The sequence below is a fragment of the Roseimaritima multifibrata genome, from assembly GCF_007741495.1.
GTDB classification, from domain to species: domain Bacteria; phylum Planctomycetota; class Planctomycetia; order Pirellulales; family Pirellulaceae; genus Roseimaritima; species Roseimaritima multifibrata.
The window spans coordinates 5,347,858-5,366,839 of the sequence record NZ_CP036262.1; the positions used below are offsets into that span (position 1 = coordinate 5,347,858).

The 18,982-nt window shown below is 54.7% G+C and carries 13 protein-coding genes, 1 rRNA gene and 2 pseudogenes; 12 read left to right on the forward strand and 4 right to left on the reverse strand.

Going from position 1 to position 18,982, the window contains the following annotated elements; all coding sequences use genetic code 11:
• The first annotated feature begins 15 nt into the window (after positions 1–15).
• The 8 genes and pseudogenes from FF011L_RS19385 (at position 16) to FF011L_RS19420 (ending at position 8,518) form a co-directional block, all read left to right on the forward strand.
• Positions 16–2,490 (forward strand): PSD1 and planctomycete cytochrome C domain-containing protein, encoded by a 2,475-nt coding sequence (locus FF011L_RS19385; protein ID WP_145353441.1) that lies wholly within the window; start codon positions 16–18, stop codon positions 2,488–2,490.
• Between the two features lie 64 nt (positions 2,491–2,554).
• Positions 2,555–4,009, forward strand: a complete 1,455-nt coding sequence (locus tag FF011L_RS19390) for a DUF1501 domain-containing protein (RefSeq protein WP_145353443.1) — start codon at positions 2,555–2,557, stop codon at positions 4,007–4,009.
• A 44-nt stretch (positions 4,010–4,053) separates the two neighbouring features.
• A pseudogene (locus tag FF011L_RS19395) lies at positions 4,054–4,203 on the forward strand (DUF1501 domain-containing protein); the annotation flags it as partial.
• Positions 4,204–4,247: 44 nt separating this feature from the next.
• Positions 4,248–4,397 (forward strand): annotated as a pseudogene (locus tag FF011L_RS19400) (DUF1501 domain-containing protein); the annotation flags it as partial.
• Positions 4,398–4,450: 53 nt separating this feature from the next.
• Positions 4,451–4,591 (forward strand): DUF1501 domain-containing protein, encoded by a 141-nt coding sequence (locus tag FF011L_RS19405; protein WP_261342549.1) that lies wholly within the window; start codon positions 4,451–4,453, stop codon positions 4,589–4,591.
• A 289-nt stretch (positions 4,592–4,880) separates the two neighbouring features.
• Entirely contained in the window at positions 4,881–6,548 is a 1,668-nt protein-coding gene (locus FF011L_RS19410) for a MotA/TolQ/ExbB proton channel family protein (protein ID WP_145353444.1), read from the forward strand.
• A 14-nt stretch (positions 6,549–6,562) separates the two neighbouring features.
• On the forward strand, positions 6,563–7,387 hold the full coding sequence (locus tag FF011L_RS19415; protein WP_145353446.1) for a hypothetical protein: 825 nt from the start codon (positions 6,563–6,565) through the stop codon (positions 7,385–7,387).
• A complete protein-coding gene (locus FF011L_RS19420; protein WP_145353448.1) occupies positions 7,388–8,518 on the forward strand; it encodes a DUF4200 domain-containing protein in 1,131 nt (376 codons plus the stop codon). It begins immediately after the preceding gene.
• A 154-nt stretch (positions 8,519–8,672) separates the two neighbouring features.
• On the opposite strand, the gene FF011L_RS19425 is transcribed toward FF011L_RS19420, so the two are convergent.
• The gene (locus FF011L_RS19425) at positions 8,673–9,647 is read right to left on the reverse strand and encodes a Gfo/Idh/MocA family protein (protein WP_145353450.1); all 975 of its coding nucleotides are present in this window, start codon (positions 9,645–9,647) and stop codon (positions 8,673–8,675) included.
• A 498-nt stretch (positions 9,648–10,145) separates the two neighbouring features.
• Here FF011L_RS19425 and FF011L_RS27100 point away from each other — a divergent pair, with 498 nt between their 5' ends.
• Together FF011L_RS27100 and FF011L_RS19435 are read left to right on the forward strand one after the other, a co-directional pair.
• Complete coding sequence (locus tag FF011L_RS27100; RefSeq protein WP_145353452.1) at positions 10,146–11,885, forward strand: BBP7 family outer membrane beta-barrel protein; 1,740 nt, start codon at positions 10,146–10,148, stop codon at positions 11,883–11,885.
• A gap of 441 nt (positions 11,886–12,326) precedes the next feature.
• Positions 12,327–12,998, forward strand: coding sequence for a DOMON domain-containing protein (locus FF011L_RS19435; RefSeq protein WP_246109522.1), 672 nt, complete (start codon positions 12,327–12,329; stop codon positions 12,996–12,998).
• Between the two features lie 21 nt (positions 12,999–13,019).
• Here the strand turns inward: FF011L_RS19435 and FF011L_RS19440 are convergent, their stop codons facing one another.
• Both FF011L_RS19440 and FF011L_RS19445 read right to left on the reverse strand, forming a co-directional pair.
• The gene (locus FF011L_RS19440; RefSeq protein ID WP_145353454.1) at positions 13,020–14,111 is read right to left on the reverse strand and encodes an SGNH/GDSL hydrolase family protein; all 1,092 of its coding nucleotides are present in this window, start codon (positions 14,109–14,111) and stop codon (positions 13,020–13,022) included.
• A gap of 54 nt (positions 14,112–14,165) precedes the next feature.
• Positions 14,166–14,627, reverse strand: a complete 462-nt coding sequence (locus FF011L_RS19445; RefSeq protein ID WP_218932748.1) for a DUF4430 domain-containing protein — start codon at positions 14,625–14,627, stop codon at positions 14,166–14,168.
• A gap of 56 nt (positions 14,628–14,683) precedes the next feature.
• Here FF011L_RS19445 and FF011L_RS19450 point away from each other — a divergent pair, with 56 nt between their 5' ends.
• Positions 14,684–15,931: a 3-hydroxyacyl-CoA dehydrogenase family protein gene (locus tag FF011L_RS19450; protein ID WP_145353458.1), complete on the forward strand. Its 1,248-nt coding sequence runs from the start codon at positions 14,684–14,686 to the stop codon at positions 15,929–15,931.
• Here FF011L_RS19450 and FF011L_RS19455 read toward each other — a convergent pair.
• Entirely contained in the window at positions 15,928–16,197 is a 270-nt protein-coding gene (locus FF011L_RS19455) for a hypothetical protein (RefSeq protein ID WP_145353460.1), read from the reverse strand. The two genes, FF011L_RS19450 and FF011L_RS19455, sit on opposite strands and share 4 nt — an antisense overlap.
• Before the next feature lie 154 nt (positions 16,198–16,351).
• Here FF011L_RS19455 and FF011L_RS19460 point away from each other — a divergent pair.
• A 16S ribosomal RNA gene (locus FF011L_RS19460) occupies positions 16,352–17,880 on the forward strand.
• The last annotated feature ends 1,102 nt before the right edge of the window (positions 17,881–18,982 follow it).

Below are 18,982 nucleotides of genomic sequence, written 5' to 3' on the forward strand. Positions count from 1 at the left end.
TTAAAATAGATAACCATGGATGATCGATTGGTTGCGTCTGCCCCTCCTTCCCACCCTTTCAACGTCCCCATGCTTTTTTCCATCCGTTTGTTTTGCGGTGCAATCACAATCCTTACGGCGTTTGCGTCGTCAAACTCAGCCTTTGCCGAGGTCGACTTTACCCGAGAAGTTCAGCCGATCCTGGCAAAACACTGCTACGCCTGTCATGGCCCTGATATCGCGGAAAGCGGCCTAAGCTTCGTCGATCGAGAATCGGCGTTGGCGGAATCGGAATCGGGAGAGCATGCAATTGTTCCCGGCGATACTGAACTGAGCATGTTGGTGGCTCGAATTTCTTCCGGCGATGAATTCGAAAGAATGCCTCCGGAGGGCGATCCATTGTCGCCTGATGAAATCAAAATTTTGAGTGACTGGATCGACGAAGGGGCTGAGTGGAGCGATCACTGGGCTTTCGTTCCAATGAAGCGAGTGGAGGTCCCGCAGATTGACAACCCTGAGTGGTCCGCAAATCCGATCGATGCCTTTGTCTATGATCGTTTAGCGAAATCAGGGCTGGCTCCGAATCCGTCTGCGGATAAACGAACGCTTATTCGCCGCGCCTACTACGACCTGATCGGCTTGCCTCCGACCGTAGAGCAAATCGAAGCTTTCCTTGCGGACACCTCGGCGGATGCCTATCCAAAATTGATCGATGAACTTTTGGAATCTCCGCATTACGGCGAACGCTGGGGGCGGCACTGGTTGGACCTAGTCCGTTACGGCGAAACGAATTCCTTTGAACGTGACAGCGTCAAACCGAACGCCTGGAAGTACCGCGACTATGTCATTGAATCGTTCAACGAAGACAAACCATACGATCAATTCATTCGCGAACAATTGGCTGGCGATGAACTGGACGAAGTCACCCGCGAAAGCTTGATCGCAACCGGGTACTATCGCCTGGGGATCTGGGACGATGAACCGGCCGACCGCTTACTGGCCCGCTACGACGAATTGGATGATTTGATCACCACCACGGGACAGGTCTTTCTTGGGTTGACGATCAATTGTGCTCGATGTCATGACCACAAGATCGACCCTATCCCGCAAAAAGACTATTACGCCATGGTCGCCTTTTTCGGCGACGTGACGCCCTACGGAAATCGTGGCGATGAGCGAACGAATAATCAAATCGACCTTTCCTCCCCCGAACTGCGTCAGGCCTATGCCGAAAGCGACCGCCGGATCGCGGAAATCGAAAAGGCGATGCATGCCATCGAGCAGGACGGGATCAGCCGGATGTCCGCCCCCGACCAACGGGCCACCGAAGGGCCCGCCAAAGAACGGCGTCAAATCTTAAAAGCAAACCTGAAGAAAAATCTTTCGGACGAGCAGTGGACGAAATACACCGAATTGAAAGAAACGCTGGCGAGTGCCCGCAAACAACGCCAATCGCTCGCCGCTCGTGAAACGGCAATGGGCTTGGCTAGTTACCGCAGTACCGAAGAACCGACGCGGTTGCTTTTCCGAGGCAACCCCCATTCACCTGCGGATGAAGTCGGAATCGGATTTCCCAAACTGTTTAATGCCGACGAACCCGCCGCCCCAACCAGAGGGACGGAAAAAGGGTCTGCAGGGCGGCGTAGGATCCTTGCTGACTGGATTGCCAGTAAAGAAAACATGATGACATCGCGAGTCATGGCGAATCGCGTCTGGCAGTTTCACTTTGGTCGCGGGATCGTGCGCAGCACCAGCAACTTCGGACAATTGGGAACGCCTCCGACCCATCCCAAACTATTTGAATGGCTGGCTTTCCGGCTGATGGACGAAGACTGGAAACTAAAGCCACTGCATCGTTTGATCATGACCAGCCGCACCTATCAGATGTCTTCACAAAACCGTGACGATGCGATTGCGGTCGATCCAAATAACGATCTGTTTTGGCGATTTGACCGTCGCCGCTTAAGTGCGGAAGAAGTACGTGACAGCATCCTCGCGGTGAACGGATCTCTCAATCGCAAACTGTACGGCGAGAGTGTGTTCCCGAAGATCTCTGACGAGGTCCTGGCAGGTCAATCGGTCCCCGGAAAGGGCTGGAACGTATCCTCTCCGGAAGAGAGCGATCGACGGAGCATCTACGTCCACGTCAAACGGTCGCTCCTGTTACCGCTGTTAACCGCGTTTGACTACCCCGAACCAGACCGCACCTGCGATGGCCGTTTTGCGACGCTCCAGCCAGGGCAGGCGTTGTCGCTGCTGAACAGTGATTTCATTCACGCCGAATCGAAGATACTGCTGGCGTCGATCGGTGGCAGTGAGCAGCCCAATGAAGCGATCGTCCGCAAAGCGATCCAATCGGTTCTCAGCCGCCAAGCGACCGACATCGAAATTGCCGAAGGGTCCGAATTGATCGAAGCTTTGGCGGCCCGTGAAGAGGTTTCAAGAGAACGAGCCACGCAGTTGTATTGCTTGTCCGTTATCAATTGGAATGAATTTTTGTTTCTTGATTGACGTTGTCCCCCACCGACACGTTGTGCCAACGACAACCCGCTCACCTGTTACTCAACCAATAAACATGAATAAACGAAACAATTTCTGCGGCCGAACTCGTCGAGAATTCCTCTGGCAAACCGGAGGCGGATTCGGGGCAGCAGCCCTTTCATCCATGCTTGCCGGCGACGGATTTTTTCCATCGGCCGCCGCTAACGAAGCGTCGATCGACAGCCCGCTAGCGCCGAAACCTCCGCACTTTGCTCCCAAAGCAAAATCGGTCATTTTCCTATTCATGTATGGCGGCCCCAGCCATATCGACACCTTCGATTTCAAACCCAACATGATTGGGATGGATGGAAAAACAGCCGAAGTCAAAACCTTCGGTCGCGGCGGTCACAAAGCGGGCGGTCGCATCGTCGAACCCCGCTGGAAATTCAAGCAGCACGGGGAATGTGGCAAATATGTTAGCTCCCTATTCCCAAACGTTGCCAAACATGTCGACGACATTGCCTTCTTGCACTCGATGACCGCGGATTCCCCGATTCACGGTTCCGCAATGTTGATGATGAACAGCGGACGCATTCTCTCGGGAAACCCGGCGCTCGGTTCTTGGGTCAATTACGGCCTGGGGACGGTCAACCAGAACCTTCCAGGGTTTGTCGTCATGCTGGATTCCAAAGGGGGACCGATCAGCGGTGCGAAGAACTGGAGCAGCGGCTTCATGCCGGCGACCTATCAAGGTTCGGTCTTCCGTACCGAAGGGGCACCGATCCTCGACTTGGCCCCTCCAAAGGATTTGCCCGATGGGGTCCAGCGCCAGATGATCCAGTCGATCCAACAAGCGAATCATCGTCACATGGCAGAGCGCCCCGGCGATAGCGATTTGGCTTCGCGGATCGCCAGCTACGAACTGGCCTACAACATGCAAACGACGGCCCCAGAATCGGTCGACCTAAGTCAAGAAGATGCCAGTACGCTTGCCATGTATGGCATCGACAATGAACGCACCAAGAACTTTGGGACTCGCTGCTTACTCGCTCGCCGCCTGGTCCAGCGCGGCGTTCGCTTCGTCCAGCTTTATAGTGGTGGCGCACACAACGACGACAACTGGGATGCTCACGGGGACCTAGAAGTCAATCACAACAAGCACGCAGGAGCGACCGACCAACCAATCGCCGCGTTGCTGGCCGACTTAAAGCGGACGGGGATGCTGGACGAAACCCTGGTCGTATGGGGAGGCGAATTTGGCCGCCAACCGACCGCCGAGTACGCCAACGGTTCCGGCCGTGACCATAACTCCTACGGTTTTACGATGTGGATGGCTGGCGGTGGAATCAAGGGTGGGATCAGCCATGGCACCACCGACGAACTGGGTGCACGAGCCGTCGAAAATCCATTGCACGTGAAAAACCTGCATGCGACGATCCTCCACCAATTGGGATTGGACCCGAATCACCTTTCCTACTTCTACGGCGGCTTAGACCAAAAACTGGTCGGCGTCGAAGAAGTGGAACCGATTCATCAGATCATCGCGTAGCGAAAGTAGGCCGGACCAAAGAGCGACAGCGATGCCGTTCCGGCGAAAATCCATTGCACGTGAAAAACCTGCATGCGACGATCCTTCACCAATTGGGATTGGACCCGAATCACCTTTCCTACTTCTACGGCGGCTTAGACCAGAAACTGGTCGGCGTCGAAGAAGTGGAACCGATTCACCAGATCATCGCGTAGCGAAAGTAGGCCGGACCAAAGAGCGACAGCGATGCCGTTCCGGCGAAAATCCATTGCACGTGAAAAACCTGCATGCGACGATCCTCCACCAATTGGGATTGGACCCGAATCACCTTTCCTACTTCTACGGCGGCTTAGACCAGAAACTGGTCGGCGTCGAAGAAGTGGAACCGATTCATCAGATCATCGCGTAGCGAAAGTAGGCCGGACCAAAGAGCGACAGCGATGCCGTTCCGGCGAAAATCCATTGCACGTGAAAAACCTGCATGCGACGATCCTTCACCAATTGGGATTGGACCCGAATCACCTTTCCTACTTCTACGGCGGCTTAGACCAGAAACTGGTCGGCGTCGAAGAAGTGGAACCGATTCACCAGATCATCGCGTAGCGAAAGTAGGCCGGACCAAAGAGCGACAGCGATGCCGTTCCGGCGAACTACCGCGCCTCATAGCGCCGCCTCTCCGGGACGGAAGCACCTTTCGGATTCATTGGCTTGGGGGGGCGATGACGCCCTCGCTGCTTTAGCAGATGTAGCGATTGTCCGGCTTCGCATGAACTAGCCTGCCCCCCGGGGAAGCGAATATTTTTGAATTGACTGCGGCGACTGTCTATAACATGAAGTTAGCTATTTCCCGCTTGCTGGTCTTCAATGCTCAATTCACTTCCGCGGATGACGAATGTCCTTTTTTAAGATTTCCTGCCCAGGATGCAATAAATCGCTGAAGGTTCCTGAGACCCTGGCAGGTAAAAGTCGCGCATGTCCTTATTGCCGCGCGACGGTCCGAATTCCAGAAACGGCCCCTGCGGAACCTGAACCGCTTTTTCCTGGAATTCAAGTTGCGGGAAGTCCAAACAAGCCTGATGTCACTTCCGACGTTCCGTCATTCACCCCCGCGGCAAGCGCCCCTGGCAAAGCCGCAAAAACGCGTCCCAAAGCAGCGGATGCTGAAGGCCTGCCAAACCTCCAAACGCCAGTCGGCGGCGAGAAAACGGCTGCGAAGAAAGGCGTCAAACGGCGTCGCCCCGAAAAAAGCTGGTTTAGTTCTGGCGGCGAATCGGCAAGCAGCGATGTCAGCCTGCTTTTAAGTTTTTTGATCGGCAGTGCGCTAACGCTCGTTTGGTACGGGGCTCTCTTCCCGTTCCAAGATATGGCGTTTGGTCAGTTATTCTGGCAGCGTGGTCCGGTCCCGTTTCCGACCACGCTACTGATGTTTTGGGCTGTTGCCATTTTGATTTTGAAATGGCTGAACCTCAAAAAACAGTCAGACGCGATGCTGTTGGATGTTCTGCCAACGGAAATCTCTGCCGAGATCACCGTCGATTCAATCGACCGTTTCATCGAAAACATCAACCAGCTTCCCGGAGCGACCAGCGACACGTTTTTGGTCAATCGCGTAACCCGCGGGATTGAGCATTTCCGCGTTCGCAAGAGTGCTGCCGAAACCGTCACGATGATGGAATCGCAGGCGGCAATCGACGCGAACAACATGGCGGGCAGCTATACGATCCTGAAGGTCTTCATCTGGTCGCTACCGATCCTGGGCTTCATCGGTACGGTGATGGGTGTGAGTGCTGCGGTTGCCAGCCTTGCCTCCAGCCTTAGCGATGGCGGCAGCATGGATGCGATGAAATCAGCACTTCAAGATGTCTTTGGCGGTCTGGGTACGGCGTTTGACACGACGCTGCTTGCCTTGATCATGAGCATGCTGGTCAAAATCCCCGCCTCGGCACTTCAAAAGAGTGAAGAGGACCTACTGACCAGCGTCGACGAATACTGCAATGAGAACTTGCTGAGGCGACTGAACGACTCTCGAGACCAGCCCAAAGATAACGGCATCGACGGGGACGACGCCGAAACGAGTACGTTCCGTAAAGCGATCGAACAAGCGCTCAGTTCGCATCATGTCGAAATGGAGCAGTGGTTGACCAAGCTGGACAAAATCGGCACCCATTTGACCGACCAAGTTTCCGATGGCTGGGACCGCGTTAACAAACGGATCGAAGACCAACAGAAGAAGCATGTTACGCTGTTACAAAAACAGCAACTGGACCAGCAGGCTCGGCTCCAGGCCCAGCTTGACCAAATGGCAAACGCCGCCGACAAAATCCAGCACTCGCTTGATTCTCTTGCTCAACAAACCATCACGCTGCAGTCCCAGGTGAACGAGACCTACTCGCAAACGCAGACCGAGCTATCGGATCACCTATCGGGTGTCCAAACCGGCTTGGCTGGGCTGAGCAGCGTGCTGGAAAAACTGGGTGAGCAACAGGTGATTGTTCAGCAAGTCGCCACTCCGGAAACGGCGACTCGCAATGGATGGTTTGGCAAGCGGTCGCGACGGTAAGGAGATTCATGTAAATGGCACGCAGACCAAGACCTGCGGACGACGACATTTCGTTGTTTCCGTTTCTCAGCATTATCGCCAGCGTCATCGGAGTCCTAACGATGATGATCGCTACGTTGGCGCTCGCTCAAACGGACACCCCCGATGTCGCTCAGATCGAACAATTTGAATCGACGCAAAAGGAACTGGAATCCGCCGATGAAGAGGTCGCCGAACTGAAACGCGAAATCGAGGTTTCCGATTCGACAGGATTGCAGACTCGCGAAGAAAAACGTTTGCTGGACATGACGCTTGCCGAACTGGAAGCCCTGCTTAAAGAACAAGAAGAAATCGACAAGGCTTTAGCCGAGCAGGAAAAAATCAAAGTCGTGATCCCGATGGTCAATCCCAAAGACCGCGAGACCGCCGGGCAGATGCAAACGGAGCTGCAGTCGTTGCAGGAAGAACTTGCACAACTTGAAAAAGAGGCGACCGAGCGGGCAGCCGCATCGGAATCGAACGTGACCGTGCTGCCTCAGGGTAGTGGCCTGCAGTTTGTTCCGCACTTCGTCGAATGTGCCGACGGTGCGATCGTGATGCACCACATGCAACCGGCCAAACGTATTCGCGCCGGCGAGATGGCTTCGGACAAAGACTTCATCGCCCTCCTAGAAAAAACCCTTAATGGCAAAGACGATACGATTGTCTTTTTAGTGCGAAGCGACGGGCTAGGCGTTTACCGCGCCGCCAAGAAAATGTGTACCGATCGCAATATTCGAAACGGCAAACTGCCGATCGTCGGCAAAGGACGTATCGATTTGAGTGCGTTTGCAGACCTTTCCACCAAGGAGGCCGAATAAATGGCGCGTCGCCCAGCCTCGGATGATGATGACGGCGGACTCGATTCGTTGCTCGATACGATGACCAATGTCGTCGGGATCTTGGTGCTTGTCCTGATCGTCACACAAATGAGCGTGGCGGACGTGGTGACTCGGATCACCTCGGAATCGACGATTGATGAAGAGAAGATTGCTGAACTAGAACAACAATTGTTGGCCAAAAAGAAAGAAGCCTACGAACTGAACCGTATCCTGGTCGATCCGCTGAACATCGATGCCGCTGCCCAGCGTGAAGAATTGCGAAAGAGCAAGGAACTCCTTGCACGCCGCAAAAAGAACGCCACAGAGAGCCAAAAAAAGATGAACGAGTTCGCCATCAAATTGGAATCGGATCGCGAACAAGCTGAAAAGAACGCTGCGGAAATCGCCAACACCAAACAACAGCGTGAAGAGCTGCAGACGTTGATTTCCAAATCGCTAGAGAGAAAAGCGGAACTGGAAGCGTTGCTAGATAAAACCCCAAAACGACAGGCGGCCCCGGACGTTCAGGTCAGCATCCCCAATCCGCGTCCGGCTCCCCCCGGTGCCAAAGAAGCCCCCTTTATCTGCTCGGGGGACCAGCTGTTTCCCGCGAACGTTGAACTGTTCCGGAAACGTGCTCAGGTCAATGCAAAAGCCATTATCCAGCGTGCCGGTATGGATCGAAATCCAACCACCGGCATCGATCCGAAACTGTTCACGCCGTTGTATGAACAACTAAAAGATCGAGACGATTTTTTTGACGTCGAGTATTACGTCCAATCCGACACCTGGCCGCGGATCCGATTGATCCCGCGCGAAGGGCGTGGTGCGACTCAGGCGATGCTAAAAACTCCCCGTTCAAAATTCCGCCGAGAAGTCCTCAGCCAAATGGATATCACGAAATACTTCGGCCGGTTTTATGTTTTGCCAGATAGCTTTGATGTCTACGTCGAAGCTCGCAGCCTGTTTAGCGATCAAGGCGTGCTGGCAGGTTGGGAACCACAGGACGCTGACTGGAACTACACCACAAGCATCGGTGGTGGCATCCGTTTAGGGCCTCCACCACCACCGCCCAAAAATCCGCCCGACCCCAACGCCCCCAAACCGAAACCAGCTTCGGTCATCGACTGAGCCAATCGCGCAAGTATGTAGGCCGAATCGAGGAGCCATAGCGACGAAGATCCGGCAATCGACACATCGGAAGCGTCCAACCAAACGTCCGCCGGATCGCTATCGCTCTTTGATCCGGTCTACTTTCACCGAGCCAGCTCCGCGAACAAATTGGCTAGATCAGCTCCGCGGATCGATAGGCTTGTTCCATGACAACGTTGGCGTCACGCCCCTCTTCGCCATCCACGCGTGGCGCCCTCCCCAGCTGAATGGCTCGATTAAAATCAGCGATCAACGGCGTGCAAAAATTGTCGGGTGGAGGAAGGATTTCCTGCTCCGTTTTCCCATCCCGTTCAATGATCAACTGGTCTCCGTTTAACGGCCGCGCGATCAATCGGCCTTTGGTCCCAGTGACCACAAATTCATCGGGATCGTCGGCTCCGAAATGACACTGCAAGGTTCCCACGATCCCCGCCTGGAACCCTAACAGGACAACCGCGGAATCTTCGGCGGGATAATCAGCAGCGACACGGCGGGTGATCGCTTTGACATGATTGATCGGGCCAAACAAGTGCGTAAACACATTGATTCGGTGGCTGCCAACATCCATCAACGCCCCGCCGCCTCCGGACTCCAACGCAACGCGCCAATACCCGTCTTCCCCTGGCGACATATCAAGCCGCGTGGCGGTGACCGCAGAAACGGCTAGCGGAGTCCCGATCGTGCCGGCCCGCAAGAGTTCTCCGATTCGTTCAACCAGCGGATAGAACCGTCGGTAGTAGGCGACCCCTAAGCGAACGTTCGCCTTATCGCAGGCGGCGATCATCTGATCGCACTCCGCCACCGACATCGCCATCGGCTTTTCAACCAAAACATGTTTACCAGCTGCAGCGGCGGCCAGAGTCTGGGAAACATGCAGCGCGACGGGGGTCGCGATATAGACCGCATCGATATCGGGATCGGCCAAGAGATCGGCCGCGTCGGGATACCCTTTATCGATCGACATCGATTGGCAAAAAGCTGCCAGCGCCGCCGCGTCGCGGCGGCAGGCCGCTGTCAACAATCCTCCCGGCGCAGCGACGATCGCTTGTGCCACACGTTTACGGACAACGTCCCCGCACCCCAAGATTCCCCAGCGAACCGAATCCATGATGTCTTCCTATCAAAATCGCGAATGAATTTTCGGAAAGTTTAATGCAAACCAAGCGGGCTGGCGGCCTACGAACGGCCCGCCTCTCGACGACATACTCTTTCCAACTCTTTCGGCCAACCGCTTTCGACTAGTCGAGCCATTTGACCATCCTCCAACGCGACCTTGTGGCTATTGGACCTATCCTGCCGGTTCTAGCGATTGCCGAGACGTTTCGGACCATTCCCATTGTCAGATAGCCACTTGAGGAATCCCCCTTTTCTTGGAGGAAATTGCGAGCATTGCCCCCCCCACACTGGTCGATACCTGAAACAGGTTTGACTCTCGCTCAATGAATGAGGTGGTTAGACCTGGGAACGGAATCAGTTCACTTCGGGAAACGGATAACCCGGCCAATTTTCAGATCGCAAGTCGTCAATCAGACAAGGACTGTCCAAATTGCAGCGATGCAACAGCCATTGCAGGATGCGACGCGATGACAACCACAGGAGTCGATCGGTGAAAACCAATATCATGCGAGGCTTGGCGATTACGCTTGGTCTGAGCGTCGCAACCGTCGCTCAGGCGCAATACGGCAATTATCCGGCCTCTCCCGGATACCAACCACAACGAACCAGTACGGTTCCAGTGCACCCCAGCCTGCAACAACCTCAGGTCGCGAGCAATTGGAACAACTACCAACCGCCGGCAACGCTGACGGCTCCTACCACTGGGCAGGCTCCGGCTTACGGGCAGCCGGCTCCAGCCTTCAGCCAGCCTGGGCCGGGATATCCCCAGCAAGCGCCGATCAATCAGTCGGTTCAGCAGGTTTGGCCCAACAGCCCTTACCGAACAGCCTCCACCGGCTCAGGGCAAATACAGCCCGAAATCCTTCCCAGCGTACAACATCAGCACTCACACCAGCATTCGCAGCATTACCCATCCAGCCCCGCGATCGGCTCACCGGTTCCTGCACCGGTACCGACTCCAGCGAATGGTGGCAGCTACGTCGGTGGCGAATCGTGCTACAGCGAAACGTCGGCTGCACCATGGGCAGGGACTGCTCCAATGCAGTACGGTTCCGCGGCATCCTGTGCACCGCCGATGGAAAGCTTCGGCCCTCCAAAGCTCCGCAATTGGTTTGCAGGCAGCAACCTACTGTTCTTAGAAATGGAACAGAACTGTGATCGACGTTTGCTGTTTGATCAAGCGATGCCGACCACAACGGGGCTGCGTACCAGCCAGGTGGATCCAGGATCGAACGTTGGTTTTGAAACGTTTATTGGCCGCTACTTCAATTGCGGACAACACGCCGTGATGGCCAGCTATTTCTTCTTCGACCCGACGTCCGAAATGGCTGCGGTCGATCGTGGCCCGATGCCGGGTTCCACGAACTACCGGGTCATGATGCCTAGCTGGAACAACGTCATGTACGATGTTGGTCTGGACGGCATGCCGGGCAATGACGTTAGCTTCTACGACCTGTATGACTCCAATCAGCGTTACCGAACCTCTCGCGACGTTTCGTTCCAGAGCATTGAACTGAACCTCGTTAGCTTCGGAATCGGTGGGGCTCGCCGAGCCGGTCTTGGAGCGTGTGGCGGTGGATGTGGCGGATCGTGTGGCACAGGCTCATGCGGCCCGGAAATGGGTTGCGGTGGAGTTTGTGGCCCGATGATTCCAGGCTGCGGCAGCAAACTGCAATTGCAAACAACGCACGGCCTTCGCTGGTTCCAATTCAAAGACGCGTTTGAATTCGCCTCTAGCCAGACCGACACCTTCTACGGCCCGACGACGGACGATTTGTACTACAACATCGACACCGAAAACAACCTGTTCGGTTACCAATTCGGAGCCCGCCTGGACTACTGCCTGGGACGCAAGCTGAACGTTTACGCCGGAACCAAATTTGGTATCTACGCAAACGATGCTGAATTCCGCTCCCGCTTGGGAACGACCGGAACCGCGGGTTATGTTTCCGGCACCGCCTACCCATCTTTGGGTGGACAAGCGGTTGTCACGAACAACTCGTCGACCGTGCTGGCAACCATGGGTGAACTGGACCTCGGACTTGGCTACCGAATCAACAACTGCTGGAGCATCAGTGGGGGCTATCGCCTCTATGGAGTCACCGGCGTTGCAACCTCGGTTGGCTCGATTGCCGACGACTTGGCAAACCTTCCTGTCGCAGGACAAGTTTGTGCCAACGACAGCATCGTGATCCAAGGTGGATACATCGGAGCCGAGTACAACTGGTAACCCGGTTGCTCGATCGCTGAACGCAAACATGAAATTCGGCCGCGACGCTTGCTGAATGCGGGCCGAAACCCGGAGCCTCGAACATCGTCACAGGTGTTCGAGGCTTTTTGCGTGGATGAATTCGATGGCGTCACCATCGAGGTGCATGGTCCATCCGCTCCCGCCGGCAAGCTCGCTGCCGCAGGCACTGCTTGGGCGACGTCCCAGCCAACGCCAACCTCCGTTAAAGAAGCGAAAGAGCAGGGCAGGGCAGCCCCTTGTCAAACCGGCAGGTCACTGTGCCTAACCCGTCATGCGTTCCGCTCACTTTACGCGTCGGGTTGTGATCGGAACGGGGAAGGCCTAAAAAAGATTACGCCGCTGGCCGCTCTAAGCCTCGGCAGCCGATCCGAGCATTTAAACCGCTCATTCGACACCCCCTCATCGCTTACACAGCCATTCATGTCTTCTTCCAATCTGCTTGACCCAACCTTTCCTTTCCGGTTTGAAACAGCCCTACGGCAGGTTCCGCTAAAGTGGTCTGCCCAAGGAATTTCGCTTCCGGACGCATGCCGAATGCCTGCTTGGGGAGCCCTTGCGGACAGGCCGCTTTATGCGGATATCCGAATGGCGTGGTCGATTTCAGGGATCGCGTTTTCCGTTCAGGCGACCGGTAAACGCCAACTTCCCTGGTGTCGCGATGGTCGAATTGACGAAAGCGATGGCTTCCAATTACTGCTAGACACGCGTTGTTCCCCTGGGATTCATAGGGCAAATCGCTACTGCCACCGGTTCATGTTCTGCCCGATCGGCGGAGGCAACAAACGGGACCAACCGATAGCCAGCATGCTGCCGATCAATCGCGCCCGCCAGATGCCTCACGCGATTTCCCGTAAACAGATTGGGGTCGCCGCCAAATTGACCCAAGACGGCTACGGCCTTTCGGGGATGATCGCGGCGAGCGGGCTGACCGGTTTTGACCCCGGAGAATACCCGCGTATCAGCCTCTGGTATGCCGTCATCGATCGCGAACTTGGCTGGCAAACGTTTTCGTTAGGGCCAGAATTCCCGGTTACCGAAGACCCAACCTTATGGGGCGAAGCGACCCTCGATCCGAGGGTCGCACAGCAATAATACAGAGGAAATTGCTTCGGTCTATTCTGCAGCAAGCGCTTTGCGCAGGACCGGTTCAAAAATTTCCGCCTGACGCATGAAGCCCAGATCACTTGCGTGTGAACCGTCGGTAGCTCCTTCGGAATCGGTCCCATATAACCCGTCCCCTGGAATGTAATACAGGTTCGGGACCTTCAAATCTTGCAACTGTTGATAGGCGTTTCGCAGTGCGGCGTGGTTCGCCGTATGGTGCTTTTGTCGAGCCGGCAAGATCCAGTCGTTGGTGTTGCGACGGTCCTCCACCAAGACAATCGGGGTCTCCGGATGTGCCTCGCGCAGTTGTTGCACCAGAGGCACGCACCGCTGCGCGACATCGCCGGGCTGCATATTCGGCAGACAATCGATGACAAACACGGATGCATCGACCCGTTTCAGAATATCACCAACCTCAGCATCCATTCTTCCGTTTCCCGAAAACCCAAGATTCACCACGGGACGATCCAACCGGCGTCCTAGAATGCCGGTATGCACCATCCCCGGACGGCTCGCACATGCTCCGTGGGTGATACTGGTTCCATAAAAGACGATCGGTTTTTCGCGTGGTGCATGGGTTTCGAAACGCGCTCCTTCGGGAACTCCGATCTGCAGGAATTCAACTCCGTTATAGAGTGGCAGATAGACTGCATATTCGCGAAAACCCTCTGCTAAGCCTGAAACTAAAACCTGGTTCATTTCCTGCTTGCCAGGTTTGACAACTTGCACCCATCGCCAAGTTCCCTCGGAATCTCTGGCATACAAATCCACCCCGCTGACGCCGGTTGCCGGCATATGAGGGAGCGCTAAACTGGCGGACAACAGCTTGTAGTGAACGCGGATGGTCGTTGCATCGGTGGAGAAACGAACCATCATGCCGGAGCTATGGCGACTAAGGTTCCAGACGTTTTTGGTTACCGATCCTTCGGCCGATGCGGGCAAACGATCGAACCATCGCGCCCGATCTTCGTCAGGCAAAACACGTCCTTCGGCGCCCCACTCCGAAACATCGTGCCAGGTAATCTCCGCGGCCCGTGCCTCGCTGCACAGCGGAACCAGAAACGTCGCCAACACGAAACTCAACACACAACGAACCAACATAGATAATCTCGCAAATCAAGAAGCAAACAACGGAACGGATCGAAACCAAGCCAACTATTCTGCATTCAACTCTGCAGAGGTTCCATACAGCCAATGAATTTCGTTGCCCGGAGCGACGACGGTTGCCCCCATTCCCTGTGAGGCAAATTCTCCCCCCACTTTAAAGATCCAGCCTTTCCCCGCCTCGGTTCCATGCCCGTTTATCGATGCCATGAAGGCCGTTTCGCCCGAACCTCGTATCGACGTCTCCAGCGAACAGTCCTGCATAACGGTCTCGACCGTTGCCCCTTCTTCGATTGCGATTTCTTCAACGTGCGATTCCCCTTCGGGAATATCGACAACGACCTTTACCGTTCCGACCGGTTTGGCATCCGAAGCGGACTCCGCAGCAGCATTTTCGGTTTCGGACGAATCGATGGTTGCAGTTGATTGGCCGCAACCAACCATCGCGATGCACAACAAAGCGAAACCAACGCTCGCAATTCGGGACAAAGACAAAACGGGAAAAGCGGACATGAAAAGCTCCAAGGAAACATAGGTAGGACGGGGTCTGCACGGTATAACATGCTCCCATGAACACCGATCGACAAGCACAAACTCCGGCGACGACTCCCAATATTTATCTAATAGGAGGAGGCGTTGTCGGCAAAGCAATCTTGGCCGCCCACCTGCAGGCAGGCTGCCCGGTCGCATTAAGTGACCAAAACCCTGAACTCCTGCGATCCGTTACCGCTCAATTCGCCCAATCCTTTCCGGACGTCCGAATTGTCGAAGCGGCTTCACTCGGAAATGAATTGCCGACACTGCACTTCTGGCCACCTACCGAACCAAAAGGCAAAACGCCAGAAAATCAGAACGAGAGCGATTCCGATCCAGGAGGGATACGGTTAGCCATTGAATCGATCACCGAGAAGAAAGAGGCGAAACGATCGCTTTTAAGCCAGTTGCAGAGCTGGCTGGGCAAGGAGACCATTCTCTGCAGCAACACTTCAACTCTGCCCATCCATACCCTGACCGATCACCTGGAGGCTCCGGAAAAGGTGTGCGGCATGCACTTCTTCATGCCGGTCGACAAAAGGCCACTTGTCGAAATTGTGATCCCCAAGGGGGTTGCGGAGAAAACGATTCAGAATGCGGTCCAGCATGCGACTCGGATTGGCAAACCGACCCTTCCGGTCGCCGACAGCCCAGGTTTTGTGGTCAACCGCATGCTTTCGCCTTATATCAACGAGGCCCTTTTATTGCTTGGCGAGGGGGCGAGTGCGGAACAGATCGAACAGGTTTCTAGGGAATTTGGAATGCCGATGTCCCCCTTGGAGCTGATTGACTGGATTGGCCCACGGACCGCATTTGATGCCGGGCGGGTCTATTGGCAAGCTTTTCCGAAGCGAATTGACCCTGCGCCGATTCTCACGGGGATGGTGAAAAGCAAGAAAACGGGGCGAGGGAGCGGGGAAGGGTTTTACAGCTATTCGGGCGAAGGGGAGCGGAGCAAGGAACTGGCGCCGGCGGCGGCAGAGCTCATCCAGCGTTATTCGCGTCACCCCAGAGCTTGGACGCATCCCGAAATCAGGGCTCAGCTATTCCTCCCGATGCTGATCGAGGCCGATCTGATCCTGGCCGACCAGGTGGTTACAACGACTGACGAAATTGAAACGGCTATGCGGGGTGGACTGGGCTTCGAGGATCCCAGCGGGTTCTTTTCGGCGTTTCGAGCGTGGGGGAAAGCGGATCTAGCCGAAGACTTATATCAGAGACGTGAGCGACGGAGTTTTTCTTCGAGCGACGGGGTCCTAAAACGGGTCTTTGGAGGAGTCTAAAAGAAAGTTTCGCCATCAAACCCTGCAAATTGCAGTGTTTGCGAGACTTTCAAAGAAATTGCTCCCGAAACCGAATCGGAGCCCTTGTCACGATCGCGAAGCGCCACTACATTTCCGCCATCTCGCAAGGGAAACCGCTTCAAGCGGCTAACAAACTGGCGAGATAAAAAACTTTTAGAAACGACTTTAAGACCGCTTGACGATCTTAAAATCAACTCTAAACTACCCGCCCACTCGCAAACGAGTGGGCAAATGATATTTGACAATTTGGTGGTAACTCTCTGTTGAGTTCAGATTGCGAGATCGCTATTAATTTAATGGCGATTGGGTGGCGGCCTACCGACTGCCACCCACAGTTTTGAATCTTTCGGTTCGCTAAAATCGTTTTGCTTCTTTCGGGAAGTGAAGCGTCAAGCATACAAATTGAAGGGTTTGATCCTGGCTCAGAATGAACGTTGGCGGCGTGGATTAGGCATGCAAGTCGTGCGAGAAGCCTCCTTCGGGAGGTGGAGAGCGGCGGAAGGGAGAGTAATGCGTGGTTACGTGCCCTGAGGACCGGGATAGTGCGGCGAAAGCTTCAGTAATACCGGATAATATCCCAGGATCAAATGGTGTGATTCCGCCTTAGGATCGGACCACGTGCTATTAGCTTGTTGGCGGGGTAACGGCCCACCAAGGCTACGATGGCTACCGGGTGTGAGAGCATGACCCGGCTCACTGGGACTGAGACACTGCCCAGACATCTACGGATGGCTGCAGTCGAGAATCTTCGGCAATGGGCGAAAGCCTGACCGAGCGACGCCGCGTGCGGGATGAAGGCCTTCGGGTTGTAAACCGCTGTCAGTTGGGAGGAAATTCTATAGGGTTCTCTCTATAGATTGACCGATCTTCAGAGGAAGGACGGGCTAAGTTCGTGCCAGCAGCCGCGGTAAGACGAACCGTCCAAACGTTATTCGGTATCACTGGGCTTAAAGCGTGCGTAGGCGGCTTGGTAGGTGAGATGTGAAAGCCCACGGCTCAACCGTGGAATTGCGTTTCAAACCACCAGGCTTGAGGATGGCAGGGGTGATGGGAACTGATGGTGGAGCGGTGAAATGCGTTGATATCATCAGGAACACCGGTGGCGAAGGCGCATCACTGGGCCATTTCTGACGCTGAGGCACGAAAGCTAGGGTAGCGAACGGGATTAGATACCCCGGTAGTCCTAGCTGTAAACGATGAGCACTGGGTTGGGGGGACTCTCACATCCTCCCGGCCGTAGCGAAAGCGTTAAGTGCTCCGCCTGGGGAGTATGGTCGCAAGGCTGAAACTCAAAGGAATTGACGGGGGCTCACACAAGCGGTGGAGGATGTGGCTTAATTCGAGGCTACGCGAAGAACCTTATCCTAGATTTGACATGCTTGAGAACACTTTGGAAACTTAGTGGTGCCCTTCGGGGAGCTCTTGCACAGGTGCTGCATGGCTGTCGTCAGCTCGTGTCGTGAGATGTCGGGTTAAGTCCCTTAACGAGCGAAACCCTTATCTTTAGTTGCCAGCGGGTAATGCCGGGGACTCTAAAGAGACTGCCGGTGTCAAACCGGAGGAAGGTGGGGATGACGTCAAGTCCTCATGGCCTTTATGTCTAGGGCTGCACACGTCCTACAATGGCGCGGACAAAGGGAAGCAAAATCGCGAGATCGAGCTAATCCCAAAAACCGTGCCTCAGTTCGGATTGCAGGCTGCAACTCGCCTGCATGAAGCCGGAATCGCTAGTAATCGTAGGTCAGCATACTACGGTGAATGTGTTCCTGAGCCTTGTACACACCGCCCGTCAAGCCACGAAAGTTGGGAGGGCCCGAAGTCACTGAGCTAACCCGCAAGGGAGGCAAGTGCCGAAGGTCAGCTCGACAATTGGGACTAAGTCGTAACAAGGTAGCCGTAGGGGAACCTGCGGCTGGATCACCTCCTTTCTAAGGATTACCAGCTTCACTTCGGGTGACTGAAGTAAGCTTATCCGTGAGAGCGATCTCGAATCCCTCAACAGAGATGTCTAGCTTCGGCTGGACGCTACCAAAAAAGTCAATACAAAAGACCCTTTCAAGCCTTCGCCAGCTTGGAAGGGTTTTTTTGTGCGCGCTACGAAACAACAACCGCGAAAAATACAAAACCAGTCGTAATACAACTCGCCCAGCAACCGCAAAACGATATCGCCACTAAACCCAACCGCATTTTTAACAACCGCGAAAAAATCGAATTACGCGAAAGGGATTCGCGGACGAAGAAATCTTGCTGGGGAAGACAACGGCCATCGAGCCAGAAAGGCCCACTCACTACACAGTCGACAGAGCACCACTTTCGGTCCTCTATACAGGCATGGGCTCTTTCGCGGTTAAAGATCCCACTCCTAAACCCAACCGCATTTTTTACAACCGCGAAAAACGCGAATTACGCGAAAGAGATGCGCGGTCGAAGAAACCTTGTCTGGGAAGACCAGCGGGCAGAGAGTCAGATGAGACTAAGCATCATCCGACCGAGATAGATCCAGCTAGAATGCTCCCCAAAACCCGATCCCTTATATCTGGGCATAGGCTCTTTCGCGTATTTCGTACCTTTCGCGGTTAAAGATCCCACTCCTAAACCCAACCGCATTTTTTACAACCGCGAAAAACGCGAATTACGCGAAAGAGATGCGCGGTCGAAGAAATCTTGCTTGGAAAACCAGCGGACAGAGAGTCAGATGAGACTAAGCATCATCCGACCGAGATAGATCCAGCTAGAATGCTCCCCAAAACCCGATTCCTTATGTCTGGGCATAGGCTCTTTCGCGTTTTTCGTGTCTTTCGCGGTTGTAAATCCCGCTTCTGAACCCAACCGCATTTTTTAACAACCGCGAAAAACGCGAATTACGCGAAAAAGATGCGCGGACAAATAAATCTTGCTTGGAAAACCAACTGGCAGAGAGCCAGATGGGACTAAGCATCATCCGACTGAGAGAGATCCACCTGCCCCAAACCCCATTCCTTTATATGGGCATAGGCTCTTTCGCGTATTTCGTATCTTTCGCGGTTAAAC